9 protein-coding genes are annotated in these 13,236 nt (G+C 52.7%); all 9 read right to left on the reverse strand.

Annotation, left to right across the window (positions count from 1 at the left end):
• Positions 1–118 precede the first annotated feature (118 nt).
• The 9 genes from A3GK_RS0104885 to A3GK_RS0104935 all read right to left on the reverse strand — a co-directional run bounded on the left by A3GK_RS0104885 (position 119) and on the right by A3GK_RS0104935 (position 12,953).
• On the reverse strand, positions 119–832 hold the full coding sequence (locus tag A3GK_RS0104885) for a porin family protein (protein WP_018028358.1): 714 nt from the start codon (positions 830–832) through the stop codon (positions 119–121).
• A 230-nt stretch (positions 833–1,062) separates the two neighbouring features.
• Entirely contained in the window at positions 1,063–2,961 is a 1,899-nt protein-coding gene (locus tag A3GK_RS0104895) for a ComEA family DNA-binding protein (RefSeq protein WP_018028360.1), read from the reverse strand.
• Positions 2,962–3,093: 132 nt separating this feature from the next.
• Positions 3,094–5,871, reverse strand: a complete 2,778-nt coding sequence (gene polA / locus A3GK_RS0104900; protein WP_018028361.1) for a DNA polymerase I — start codon at positions 5,869–5,871, stop codon at positions 3,094–3,096.
• A 13-nt stretch (positions 5,872–5,884) separates the two neighbouring features.
• Positions 5,885–8,353 (reverse strand): bifunctional UDP-N-acetylmuramoyl-tripeptide:D-alanyl-D-alanine ligase/alanine racemase, encoded by a 2,469-nt coding sequence (locus tag A3GK_RS0104905; protein WP_018028362.1) that lies wholly within the window; start codon positions 8,351–8,353, stop codon positions 5,885–5,887.
• On the reverse strand, positions 8,350–9,318 hold the full coding sequence (locus A3GK_RS0104910) for a GSCFA domain-containing protein (RefSeq protein WP_018028363.1): 969 nt from the start codon (positions 9,316–9,318) through the stop codon (positions 8,350–8,352). The genes A3GK_RS0104905 and A3GK_RS0104910 overlap by 4 nt, the downstream gene beginning before the upstream one ends.
• A 6-nt stretch (positions 9,319–9,324) precedes the next feature.
• Positions 9,325–9,870, reverse strand: coding sequence for a hypothetical protein (locus A3GK_RS0104915; protein ID WP_018028364.1), 546 nt, complete (start codon positions 9,868–9,870; stop codon positions 9,325–9,327).
• A 170-nt stretch (positions 9,871–10,040) separates the two neighbouring features.
• Positions 10,041–11,249, reverse strand: a complete 1,209-nt coding sequence (locus tag A3GK_RS0104920; protein ID WP_018028365.1) for a phosphoglycerate kinase — start codon at positions 11,247–11,249, stop codon at positions 10,041–10,043.
• 736 nt (positions 11,250–11,985) lie between these two features.
• Complete coding sequence (locus A3GK_RS0104930) at positions 11,986–12,492, reverse strand: HU family DNA-binding protein (RefSeq protein WP_018028367.1); 507 nt, start codon at positions 12,490–12,492, stop codon at positions 11,986–11,988.
• 20 nt (positions 12,493–12,512) lie between these two features.
• A complete protein-coding gene (locus A3GK_RS0104935; protein WP_155799437.1) occupies positions 12,513–12,953 on the reverse strand; it encodes a hypothetical protein in 441 nt (146 codons plus the stop codon).
• Positions 12,954–13,236 lie beyond the last annotated feature (283 nt).

The raw sequence follows: 13,236 nt of genomic DNA on the forward strand, positions 1-13,236 counted from the left end.
GCCATACCACCACACACTCTCCCACTTTTACACACACTTTTCCACACACGCAGAGAGGGCATAGCGGCACGACTCGTCACACTACTTAACTTAGAGAATTGTAAAAAGATTACTTAGATTAGAAGCGGTAACCCACTCCTACAGTCAGCACACTAGCATTGGCCTTGTAGTCATCACTACTTAGAGGCATACCTAGCTTTGAAGTGACGTCATTCAGAGAGCTCTTAAGGTCGTCTACCTGATTGATAAAACCATACTTATACCCGGCATTGATCTGGATACCATTGGCAAATTCATAACCTAGTTGGCAAGCGATACCTACATCCCATCTCTGAAGCGCCGACTTTTCATTGTGCTCCTCATAGAGGTCTATCGGATCTATCTTTACTCGGTTACCGAGGAGCTCAATCTCATCGGTTTTAGCTGAGAAGCCTACGCCCACAAAAGGACCTACACCACCGTAAAGTGTACCATTACCCACAGCTACCTTACCAAGGGCATATACAGGGATCTGCATACCCCACTGATTGATCTTATTCTCAAACTCCTTGCCAGCTACATTAGCTTCTAGACCACTACCACGGTAGTAAAACTCTAGCTCAGGCTGAATGGCGAAGTTCTGGTGTAGGTTGATCCTCATAAATCCACCAAAGTCTGCACCCGCCTTCATCTTGCTATCTAGCACCTTGAAGTCATCACTCAGTGCTAGGTGGCCGCAGTTTACACCTGCCTTCACACCATAGTCCAGCGACACATTGCTCTGTGCCATTGCCGAAGTTCCTAGCAGTCCCATCACCATACCGAGGGCGATTGTCATCATCTGTCGTTTCATAAGCTTTTTCTTTTCTTACTTGTTTCTAAATAATTGTTCCATTTTTTGTTTTGATTGGCCCAGCCAGCATCGCCGAACCATCTAATTACAGCACAAAGGTAGCCAGCCGAGTAGCATCCCACAAGGGAAAGACTACCGAAACGACCATATTCCCTACCGAAACGACTAAATGGATAACCAATAACTTTGCCCTTACAAGAAAATAGCATCCACACCCTACCCTACAATCTCTATAGGCGATAGGTAAAGGCCACTTCCAATAGCGAGGGGAGGAGCGAGGTGGGAGCCTCTTGGTAGTGGGTGAGGGAGGCACGGAGGTAGGCATGCAGGTTGCCAAGGTGGTAATGAGTTTGTAGGGTCGTTTGTAATCCCTTGCCCCGAAGCATCGGCACATAGTATCGCCATGGGAGATAGGGCTGGTCTGCACGTATCACACCCGAAGTGGCATTGAAGTAGTGCACCCCACCCTCTAGCGAAAACTGCGGATCGGGCTGATACCTTACCCTACCAAAGAGCGCCCAAGTAAGTGGGGTATCGGGGAGGTGGGTTAGTTGAATACCACTCCTTATATACAGAAGAGAGGTCAGTTGATAGTGATAAGTGGTCCGAAAGGAGGTACGGAGTGGCAGCTGACTTCTTTTTGTGAAGGTCAGCCGGCTTTGAAAGGCTTGGCGCCCCTCACGGTAATCAGCTCGTGCCGTTAACCGCCACTGCTCTGGCTTTAATCCACTCTTCACAGAAGCCTTCTGCGAGAGGTCAAGGTGCACCATACCGGTCCACCAGCGTGCCAGTTCCCCACTCCAAAAGAGCTGCATTCCCCGTTCGTCACGGCGAGAGGAACTACGACTCTCTATCATACCCAAGGGGGAATAGTGATCAGCACCTAGATAACGAGTTGAGAGAGTAATGCGACCGATATGATCATGAAAATAACTGATCGAGAGCAGAGAAGCACGCCGATTAGTTGGAGCCAATAAAGTCTCTCCAGTAAGGAGCCAGTGCCTTTGGAGATACCTAAAGTAGAGCGAAGCAGAGTGATTTAGTTCCGGCTTTGGCTCTCGGCGATAGGCGACCATTGGCTGTCCCTTCGCCGTGCGGTATCGCCGCCCCATCAGAGTAGACCCCACCTCTAGCTTTCCTTTCTGATAGCTCACGATGGCTCCACCACTAGAGCGGAGAGCAGTGTGTCGGTAGCGTTGTTCCTTGGCAGTACGATGCATACCACCGGGGTAGAGGGTAAGGAGTCGCCGCCCCTCAATCCGTGCATCTAGTCGCTCAAATCCATAGAAGAGGGCTACTTGCACAGGACCACCCTGCCAGCTAGTTGCCACCCCTCTGAGATAACCCTCCTCACGAAAACTGGTGTGAGGGCGAATTAACCTTCCACTAAGGGAAGGGGGTTGCCCCGTCATTTCACTTCGGGAGAAAAATGAATTGGCCTGACCCAATTGCACTCCCAGCCCAGCTTGTAACCGATAATCACCCAGCGCCACCTGCCAGTGCGGTTGCCGATACTGGTAACTAAAAGAGAGGTGGTCAGCAACCCCCTTACGAAGCGGGAGCCACGACTCGCCACGATCCTGTCCGAGAACCAGCGACCACGAGTGCCGCTCTTGTCGACTTCCCACATACCTCAGCCCCACCCCAATCCCTTGGTAGCGGTCACGACGATGGGGAAGCGTTAGCTCACTACCCAAGTAAAAGTCCTGCCGCAGTGGTGCCACCGTACGTGGTCGATCGCTCCCCACCCTGAGAAAGGGGGCTAGGAGGGGTAAGTGACTTATCGGAGCACCTGGAACCGCCTTCAGATCATAGATAGATCGGAAACGTCCGCCCCCCTTGGATCGGGCAAGCAGTAAATTCCGCACAAAGAAGGCATCGAAGTAAGGCAACTGAAGCAACTGCTCTTCCGTCGCATGATTGAGGTCAAGGGGCTCCGCCAATAGTTGCCGAAGGGTCTCCTCTAGCTGGAGTGCCTCTTCCCCCTCAGGCAGCTCCTCCAATAGTAATTGAATCGCCTGCCCCGTCGCCACCTCTTGTGCCTCTGCAGTGATGATTCGTCCCCACCACAAAAAAGATATTACAAGTAGGAAACGAACCAGAGAAAGACTATGATTCGGGCTGATCATCAGAATAGTTCTCTGATCCTTGAAGCAATTGTAATTGTCGGTCAAAGTCAAAAGTCAGAGATTATTTTTGAGTTGATTGGACTTGTCACTGAACTTTTAACTACCGAGGAATCCTCGGCAGTTGGGATTGTGTTAATGGGCCTCCAGCCAATTATCACCAATGCCGACATCCACTTTCAGAGGGACGCGAAGCTCAGGGCAGACTCCCTCCATCTCCTCACGTACCATAGCTACCAGCCGTTCTTGCTCCTCCACAGGGCAAGAGAAGTTGAGTTCGTCATGCACTTGTAGGATCATCTTAGCTTGGAACTGCTCCTCCTGAAGTCGCTTTTGAATCCGTATCATCGCTACCTTGATGATATCAGCAGCCGAACCTTGGAGCGGTGCATTAATGGCATTGCGTTCAGCAAAACCTCGCACCACCCTATTGCCAGAGTGGATATCCTTAAGGAAGCGCCGTCGCCCCATAATCGTCTCCACATAGCCCTGCTCCTTCGCCTTCTCCACGATCTCCTCCATATACTTCTGTACCCCAGGAAAAGTACGGAAGTAGCCATCAATCAGCTCCTTTGCTTCGCCAAAGGGGATCCCTAGCCGACTGCTCAGCCCATAATTAGAGATCCCATAGATAATCCCGAAGTTGGCCGTCTTGGCTCGCCTCCTGAGGTCGGGCGTGATCTGCTCTGGTGGCAGGTGATAGATCTTGGCGGCGGTAATGGCGTGGATATCTTGCTCCTCACGGAAGGCCTCAATCATCGCCTCATCGCCCGAGAAATGCGCCATCAGTCGGAGCTCTATCTGAGAGTAATCGGCCGAGATATAGCGGTCGCCCCGCTCAGGATAGAGGGCAGTGAAGGCTTTACGTATCTGCCGACCATCTTCATCGCGGACAGGGATATTCTGCAGGTTGGGGTCGGTACTTGAGAGACGCCCCGTCGCCGTCGCCGTCTGATTGTAAGTGGTATGGATACGTCCAGTCTGGCGATTGATTAGCTGTGGCAGTGGTTCAATATAGGTACTCACCAGCTTACGGAGCCCTCTGTAACGTAGGATCAACCCAATGATCGGGTGGAGGTGTGCCAGCTTCTGTAGCTCCTCCTCACGGGTCACATATTGGCCTGTCTTGGTTTTCTTCGGCTTCTCCACCAGTTTCAGCTCGTCAAAGAGCACCTCTCCCACCTCCTTAGGCGAATTGATATTAAATGGGATACCCGCCTGTCGCTGAATCTCCCCTTCCAGTTCTCCCAACTCCTTATAGAGCTCATCCACCGTATCGGTGAGCTGCTTCACATCAAGCCGCACGCCGGTCTGCTCCATACGCAGTAGCACCTCCATCAGTGGCATCTCCACCTCATAAAAGAGCGACTCCAGCTCCTCCTTCTCCAGCTCCTCCCGCAATTTGTGATAGAGTTGCAGCGTGATATCGGCATCCTCACAAGCATAGGTATAGACCTGCTCGGGCGGTAGCTGTCGCATATTTTTCTGCTGCCTTCCTTTCGGCCCTATCAACTCCTCAATCGGGATTGGTTGGTAGCCCAGGTAGCTCTCCGCCATCGCATCCATACCGTGCCGTAGCTCAGGCTGAATGAGGTAGTGGGCAATCATCGTGTCCCAGTAGGGACCGACAGGGTGAAGGCCGAACCGCTCTATGATCTTGAGGTCAAACTTTAAGTTTTGCCCTATCTTGAGCACCTTAGGATCGCCAAAAGCTTTTTGAAAAGGAGCCAACTGCATCTGTGCCTCCATCGGCAGCTCCGAAAGCGGAATATACCACGCCTCATGAGGTGCTATCGCAAAGGAGATGCCTACGATGCCACAACTCATGCCGTCCAAGCCATCCGTCTCCGTATCAAAAGCAAAGGCGGGTGCGGCTGCTAGTCGCTCTGCTAGGGCAGTAATCTGCTCTTCGCTCTCTACGAGGTGATACTGCTTTTCACTGCTATCAAAACGCTTAAAGCTACTCTCTATCACAGGCTCTTCTACTAGTCCTTCATCAAAAAGCGAACGGGGCTGTGGAGTGGAACTAGGGGTGGCATCCGCTTGCAATTTCCCGATTTTCGAACGAAACTCCAACCGCTCGTAGAGGTCGAGGAGAGCTTGTTGATCCGTCTCCTTCCGCCGCATCTCCTCCAGACTATACTCCAAAGGCACATCGGTACGGATCGTCACAAGGTCGCGCGAGAGTTTGAGTTGCTCACGTCCCTCCAGTAGATTTTCTTTTCTCTTCCCTTTGATCTCATCGATATGGGCATAGATCCCCTCAATATCATGATACTCCGTGAGGAGCGTTGCCGCTGTCTTCTCCCCGATGCCCTTCACCCCAGGCACATTGTCCGAAGTATCACCCCAGAGGGCCAGGAGGTCGATCACCTGCCGACTCTCCTGCAACCCATGCTTTTTCGTTACCGCCTCAGGTCCCAACTCTTCAAAGCCACCGCCCGATCGGTTGGGTTTGAGGATGCGGACATTCTTTTGTACCAACTGCCCATAATCCTTATCCGGCGTAATCATATAGACCATACGGTCAGGCTCCCGACTTCCCACCTGCGTAGCAATCGTACCAATCACATCATCCGCCTCATACCCCGGCACCGTGTAGTGCTGTACGCCAAAGGCATTGACCAACTCCTTGATATAAGGTAGGGCGAAACTAATCCCCTCGGGTGTCTTTTCGCGCTGAGCCTTGTACTCTGGATAAAGCTCACTTCGGAAGCTACCTCCCTTTGGGTCAAAAACCACAGCTATGGGGGCCCCATCGGCACGGTTCAGGATCTCCTCAAAGGTATTGAGAAAACCAAAGATCGCTGTGGTATCCTCCCCTTTAGAGTTGATTCGGGGGCTTCTGATCATCGCATAATAGGCACGATAGATCAAGGCATAAGCATCGAGTAGATATAGTTTCTTTTCCATAAATAATATAGCTTTATTCGGTAAAATATTGCCGAGCAATCCGCGAGGAGAGCCGTGAAGGAATCTCGTAAGGGATGGTGTCGCAGGCATCTGAAAGGCGGGTAATCGGTAGCCCCTCGCCAAAGATGGTTACCTCGCTTCCCACCTCGGCACTCTCGGCATCGGTAACATCAATCATCAAGGTATCCATGCAGATATTTCCAATCGTAGGGGCAAGGGTACCGTCGGGAAGGCGGAAGGAGATCCGACCATTGCCTAGGCGACGTGGCAATCCATCGGCATACCCAATCGGAATAATCGCAATACGACTGGGGCGAGTCACCTTTCCGCGACGACCGTAGCCAATCGTCTCCCCAGGTTGCACCTCCTGCACCTGCAGAATCTGCGTGGTGAGCGTGGCAATTGGTTCGAGCACACAGGGCGTCTGCTCAAGCGGAGAAATACCATACAGCCCGATCCCCAGTCGCACAAAGTCGGAGGGGTAATTCGGGAAACGTATCGCCCCCGCAGTATTGAGGGCGTGCTTTTTAATGGAATACCCCAGTCGTTCCTCCAGGATATGGTGGGCGGTATCTAGTCGCTCCAATTGCTGAAGGGTAAAAGCATCTTCCGTAGGATCATCCGCCACAGCGAGGTGGGTAAAGATAGAGGCGACCCGCACTGCACTAGAGCGTCGGAGTACCGCCACCACTTCATCAATTTCGGGAAGAGTGATACCAAGTCGGTTCATCCCTGTATTCCACTTCAGGTGGATCGGCAGGATACCATCGCCATACCTTTCTGCCGCCTCCTCAAAGGCACGCAGCATCTCCAGACTAAATATCTCTGGCTCTAGTTGGTGCCAAATCAATTGCCGAAAGGCGGATAGCTCAGGGTTCATCACCAAGATGGGGAGCTGAATACCCTGCTCTCGTAGTTCCCGACCTTCATCCACCACCGCCACAGCGAGATACTCGGTACCCGCCCGCTCCAGTGTCCGTGCCACCTCATAGGAGCCAGCTCCATAGGCATTGGCCTTAATCATACAGATGGTCTGCATCGACTTGGGGAGTTGTTGCCGAAGGGTGTGGTAGTTTTCCGTAAGTCGGTTGAGGTTGATGCTAAGAATGGTCTGGTGCGATAGTGCTTTCCAATCCTCTATCACCCGCTCAAATTGCGAGGTATGGCTTCCCTTTAAGAGGATAATATGCCCTGCCAATTGTGCTAGTGACAGCTCCTTATCGAGCGAACTCCAATCGGGATACCACTGCGTTAATTCTGGGAAAAGTTCACGATACTGCCCCAAAGCAGGCCCAACTAAGTAGAGGCGGTCTAGTTGATAACGACTGATCAGCTCTGCCACCCGCTCATAGAGTTCGCGAGGGTCATGCGTGCTATCCTGCATATCGGAAAGGATGAGGGCAGTAGGCCAGTGGTCGCTATTCCGACGGTTGAGGAAGTCAAGGGCAATTGCCAGCGAGTCGTAATCCGAATTGTAACTATCATTAATGAGTAAGGTATGGTGCTTTCCTTGGACTACCTCTAGTCGCATTGAGATCGGTTGAAGCGTCGCAAAAGGGGTCAAGTCCTCAAGAAGCGAAGGTGCCGTATACTTCAGTAGCAACAGTGCCGCCACCGCATCGGCGATACTGCCTTGGTCCAAAAAAGGAAGATGCAACTCCCGCTCTACCCCATCCATGCTTAGGGAAAGGGTCACTCCCGAAGCATGGTACTCAATTTGCCTTACCCAGAGCTCTGCACGCTCATCGGAGAAACTCCAGAAGTGGCTCTTGGCGGTCAGCCCCATTTGTTCTAACCCCTCTACAATCAAAGGTTGATCCAGTGGGGCAATGATCGTCTCACAGTCGGTAAAGAGCGATAGTTTCTCCCGCACCTTTTGCTCTTTACTCTCAAAGTGCTCCTGATGGGCCTCTCCAATATTGGTGATCAGCCCAATCGTCGGCTCGATTATCGCCTTCAGACGTGCCATCTCACCCAGTTTGGAAATCCCCGCCTCAATCAACGCCAACTGTTCGCCCTCTTCTAGCCCCCAAAGGGAGAGGGGCACCCCGATCTGCGAATTGTAGCTGCGGGGTGAGCGACCCACGGAAAGATGCGGTGAAAGGAGCTGGTAGAGAAGCTCCTTTGTCGTTGTTTTGCCATTACTTCCTGTGATCGCCACAATAGGCATCTGTAGCGCTTCCCGTCGCCACTTCGCCAAGGTTTGGAGTGCCTGTAACGTATCTGGCACCTCAATCATTGTCGCCTCGGGATAGGCTCCCTCCACCTTTTTGGAAACCACAAAGGCACGCACTCCCCGCTCATAAAGTTCTCCAATATAGCGATGCCCATCACCCCGCTCCGTCACCAGTGCCACGAAGAGGGTTCGTTGCGGAAAAGTGAGCGACCGACTATCGGTCAGCAAAACCTCTATCTCCTGCTCCTTACGAGGCTTTGGAGCCTTAAGAAGTGCAGTGATCTCTGAAAGTAAATAGCGTCTCATACCTCTAATTTTTCTATCAATGACGTAAGAAATGGGTGCGAATGGTGTTGGGAAAAGTGGCGAATCTTCCTCAGCACCACCTCCTGATGTGCTGCCACCCGCTCAGGATTGCTGGAGAGGGGACGGTGCTCTGCTAACTTGATAAGAGCGTGCCATTCTTGATTGAAAGCGGGGTCCTCTTCTAGGGCAAACGTCTCAAAGCGACTTAAGATATACCGCACCGCCGCCTCCGACGGATGTGCCATATCCTCCGCAAAAAAGCGGTAATCACGGAGCTCATCTAGCTGTATCTCGTAGCTCGGAAAGTAATGCACCTCTGGAAACTGCTCCACCATCTGCTCCACCGCCAGGAGCAATACCGCCTTCGAGAGTCGACTCTCGTGGGCTCCATCACGGTAGTGCGGGATAGGGCTCACACTCAGCACCACCTCCGCTCCCCCTTTAGTGAGCTCCTCAAGTAACGGCAACCAGCGATGCACGATCTCCCCCACCTCGGCACGGCGACGCCGAAAACACTTTGCTGGCAGACGGTGACAATTACTCACCACTGCATGCGGTGCCTCGGCCCACTCATAGAGATAAGAGGTGCCAAAGGTAAAGACCCATAGCTTGGTGGTCGACAGCCGCTCTCTCGCCACTTTCCACGCCCCCTCTATCCGTGCCAGGGTTTCTTCGGGAGTAGGTGCAGAAAAGGTGCCGTGATGCATCGGGCTATGCCAAAGCCCCTCATGCTCGATCAGCTCTTCAAGCGTCACAGGTCGATCCGCCAGCAACCGCTCCACCCCTTCCGCCATAGAGAGGGGATTATAGAGGATGCCATAGGGCGAAGGGCTACAGTCGTAGAGCTCCCTAAAGAGATGCCGCTGTAGCTCATCGGCAAAGCACGAACCCCAAAGCGTGATCGCATCTCTACGACTCCATCGTCGGCTCAGCGGGGGCACCTCGACCCGTTTCTGCCACTCCATCACCTTTTACTTTTCTTCTTCAGCCGAAAGGGTTGCCACAGCAAGGCGGTCGGCCAATTTTAGATTGCCACGAGGAGGTAGCTTCTTCTCCACTTGGGCATAGGCTGGGTGCGATGCGAGCTCCTCTACCCAGGTCACCACCCCCTGTTTCCCATGCGAGGTGTAAGCGTGCTGCAGATAATAGGTCGTCCCACTCCTCAAGAGCCACTCCAGGTCATCCAGTAGATCGGGAGCAAACGAACGAGTGCCACTGATTAACAACCAAACAAATCCCACCGCCTCCTCATTATGATCCGAAAAGCGGGTGAAGAGGTCCACCTGAAGTTTATTGTGCCCCGTTAGCGTTTGCGTCCTGTTCACCTCCGCCATCAATCGGTCATTCAGCACCTCCGCGTCCTCATGCATATATAAGAGGTAAGGGTAGGCACCCGAATACCCCTTATTATTGAAATAACTGGTCCAATCAGCCTTCTCTAGCAGAAAGGGGATAGGGATATCAATCGCCGTCAGCTCATCATCACCCCACTGCTCATTCATCTCTATCTCACTCATCTCTTCTCCTATTAATAGCGAAGGCCACGCTCTTCGTGGCCTTCGCGTAACATATTACTTCATCAATACTTTGCACGCAGATCTCCATCGCAAATCTCCATTGCGGCCTCCGACCTGTCCGACTTGTCCGACCTGTCCGAGATAGGTACCCCCGCCCCCCCAGCGCAGCATTATTTGTTGATTGCCGCAATACCCGGCAACACCTTCCCCTCAATCGCCTCCAGCAACGCACCACCACCAGTAGAGACATAGCTCATACGGTCGGCCAATCCAAACTTATTGACTGCAGCAACAGAGTCACCACCGCCCACAAGTGAATAAGCGCCCTTAGCAGTGGTCTCAGCGATCACCTCTGCCATTGCTTGAGTACCCTTGGCAAAAGTATCCATCTCAAAGACACCGAAAGGACCATTCCAAAGGATCGTCTTCGAATCACGGATCGCCTCAGCAAAGAGCTCCTGAGTCTTAGGACCAATATCCAGGCCCTCCCAACCAGCAGGGATCTGATCACTAGGCACCACCTTCGTATTCGCATCATTGCTAAAAGCATCAGCCACCACAGAGTCACTACCGATCAGTAGCTTTACCCCATTAGCCTTCGCCTTCTCCTGAATCTGTAGGGCAAGGTCCAGCTTATCCTCCTCACAGATTGAATTACCGATTTCGCCACCATTCGCCTTCATAAAGGTGTAGGTCATACCACCCGTTAGGATCAAGGTATCTACCTTCGTTAGGAGGTTCTCGATAATCTCAATCTTTGTAGAGACCTTGCTACCACCCATAATTGCGGTAAACGGACGCTCTACCTCCTTCATCACACGGTCCACAGCAGCCACCTCACGTGCCATCAGGTAGCCAAACATCTTGTGCTCCTTATCAAAATAATCGGCAATCAATGCGGTAGAGGCGTGAGCACGGTGTGCTGTACCAAAGGCATCATTCACATAAACCTCAGCCAACGCTGCCAACTGCTTTACAAACTCAGGCTGACCAGCTTTGCCATCGCCCTTACCCTCCTCTTCAGGGTGGAAACGAAGGTTCTCAAGGAGCAACACCTCACCATCCTTCAGTTGCTGAGCCTGCTTCAAAACAGCATCGCCCACACAATCCTCAGCCATCTCCACCTTTCTACCAAGGAGCTCCTCCAGGTGTCCACGGAGCTGAGAGAGACTCAGTTTCTTATCCACCCCCTTCGGACGACCCATATGGCTACCGATAATGAGGCGACCGCCTCCCTTTACAATCTTACGAAGCGTAGGCAAAGCCCCACGCATACGCGTATCATCAGTGATCTGTCCCGCCTCATCTAGCGGCACATTAAAGTCCACACGCACAAAGACCCTCTTCCCCCTAAAGTCAAAATTGTCAATATTAGCCATCCTGATAAATCTTTCTATATATTTAATGGTTACCTATCCAAAACACCCCCCGCCCCTCACTGCAAAGATAACCTTTTTTCCCCAACCCACGAAACCCAAACCACACAGGGGGGGGGGTGCCTTTATCGGACAAGGGGGGGTGCCTTTATCGGACAAGGGGGGTGCCTTTATCGGACAAGTCGGACAGGTCAGACAAGTCGGACGAGTCGGACGCCCAGCCAGCCACCACAGCTAGCACCCATCCATCGCGGCGTCCGACCTGTCCGACTCGTCCGACTCGTCCGACCTATCCGAGAAAGGTACCCCCGCAATAGGCACCTCCGCCACAGGTACCCCCGAGAGCACCCGAAAGGGTGCCACTCAGCTAGCCCCTGGTCAAGGGCGAAGCCCGAAGACCAGCCGGGACCCCGCGTCGGAGGGGGCAAACGCCCCCGAAGACCAGCGGGAAACGAATCGGTAATAACATAATCGACCCTTGCGGTCGCACTCACATGGGCTTGTGCGACCACAAGGGTCGAGAAATATGGGGTGCCTCATGACCCGCCGGTCTTCGGCTCTGCGAGCCTCGACTGGGGGCTAGCTGAATGGCACCCTTCGGGTGCACTATCGCGGCGTCCGACCTGTCCGAATTGTCCGACTTGTCCGACTCGTCCGACTTGTCCGAGATAGGTACCCCCGCCACCGACTTGTCCGAGAAAGGCTACCCCCGCCCCCGCCACAGGTACCCCCGAAAAGATCAATAGCCGGTATCGCCTTCAGTCTGAGGGTTACCAGTAGAGCCCTCATTAGGGTCCTTAGGGGTATCCTCCGTAGCACCTGGCTTAGGAGCAGGGGCTACCACCTCGCCATTAGAAAGGCTAGAACCTCTCACAAAGCCAGTCTCCTTGATACGTGCAAGGATATCACGGCTAGGGGTATAGCGCACCTTAGCCCCCTTGATCAGGTCAGGGGTAAATTCCTCCATAGTAGGGGCAGACTTACAGTTGATCCTCATAGAGAAAGAGCCCAGCTCCCCCAGCTTCACACCAAACCCATTGAGCAGATAGCTCGTAGCAGAGATAGAGAGTGCATCCAACACCGCCTGCACATCGGCACGGTGCACGGTACATCTGTCCGCGATATCCTCAGCCAGCTCCTTAGTGGAGATCTGACGGATCTGTCTGCTCACCGCCAAAGCCACACGTGGGCTCTTAGCGTTAGGGATCTTGTTGTCACGCTCATACACATTGTAGATAAATGCCATAGTCTTAAATCTTTAAGTTGTTAATAAAATAGTTGTTTCTTGATTCTCCTACCCACCAAAATTAGGAGCAGAGAGATGGTTAGTCCAAGGGCAAGCCCCAGGTAGATTTGTCGTGTCGACTTCCCCTTTTGGAGAAGGTAGTTTTCGGCAGTTTCCTGCCTCGTCAGCGTCTCCTTAGCTTGAGACTCCTCCCGATGCTCCGAGAGCGATTCATCGAGATAGGTGATCCGATAGCCACCCGATACGGAAGGGGGTCTCCCCTCAGGCCCCTTCGGCAGCGGAAGCGTATCGCCCCACCATTGCAGCTCCACCACCCTACGCTGTTGTCGCTCCAAGAGCCCCACGCTATCCCGAGTGGCGACCACTTGCTGCTCCGCCTGCTGTTGTGTCGCCACCACCTGCTTAGTCGGGCGACACCCCACCATAAGTGGCAACAGTAGGATCAATAAACAATGCCACAAATCACTGTGGTTTCCTGAAAAAGGTTGACTCGGTTAATGTTACGTTGTTATTAATCCTGCTTTATGTTGACTTTCTAGCCTTTAGTCCTGTGAGGGGTTGACTGGAGGGCGTAGCCCGGAAGGAAACCCCTCACAGGACTAAAGGTACCAAAACTTGGGCACCTATCCTTTTTTTTGATTTTCAAGGTACTCCTCTCTATAGCTTTTCCACCTCTTGGGGATTTTCCCTTTGCACTTTGAGGCTTCAACAGGTGTCTTATAGTCGAGACTCATGTGAGGCCTT

Source organism: Porphyromonas somerae DSM 23386, assembly GCF_000372405.1.
GTDB classification, from domain to species: domain Bacteria; phylum Bacteroidota; class Bacteroidia; order Bacteroidales; family Porphyromonadaceae; genus Porphyromonas_A; species Porphyromonas_A somerae.

What these genes read in the sequence shown, in the direction of transcription:
- A3GK_RS0104915 (WP_018028364.1), bottom strand. Translation starts at nt 9,870, where the DNA reads ATGAGTGAGATAGAGATGAATGAGCAGTGGGGTGATGATGAGCTGACG.
- A3GK_RS0104885 (WP_018028358.1), bottom strand. Translation starts at nt 832, where the DNA reads ATGAAACGACAGATGATGACAATCGCCCTCGGTATGGTGATGGGACTG.
- A3GK_RS0104930 (WP_018028367.1), bottom strand. Translation starts at nt 12,492, where the DNA reads ATGGCATTTATCTACAATGTGTATGAGCGTGACAACAAGATCCCTAAC.
- polA (WP_018028361.1), bottom strand. Translation starts at nt 5,871, where the DNA reads ATGGAAAAGAAACTATATCTACTCGATGCTTATGCCTTGATCTATCGT.
- A3GK_RS0104910 (WP_018028363.1), bottom strand. Translation starts at nt 9,318, where the DNA reads ATGGAGTGGCAGAAACGGGTCGAGGTGCCCCCGCTGAGCCGACGATGG.
- A3GK_RS0104895 (WP_018028360.1), bottom strand. Translation starts at nt 2,961, where the DNA reads ATGATCAGCCCGAATCATAGTCTTTCTCTGGTTCGTTTCCTACTTGTA.
- A3GK_RS0104920 (WP_018028365.1), bottom strand. Translation starts at nt 11,249, where the DNA reads ATGGCTAATATTGACAATTTTGACTTTAGGGGGAAGAGGGTCTTTGTG.
- A3GK_RS0104905 (WP_018028362.1), bottom strand. Translation starts at nt 8,353, where the DNA reads ATGAGACGCTATTTACTTTCAGAGATCACTGCACTTCTTAAGGCTCCA.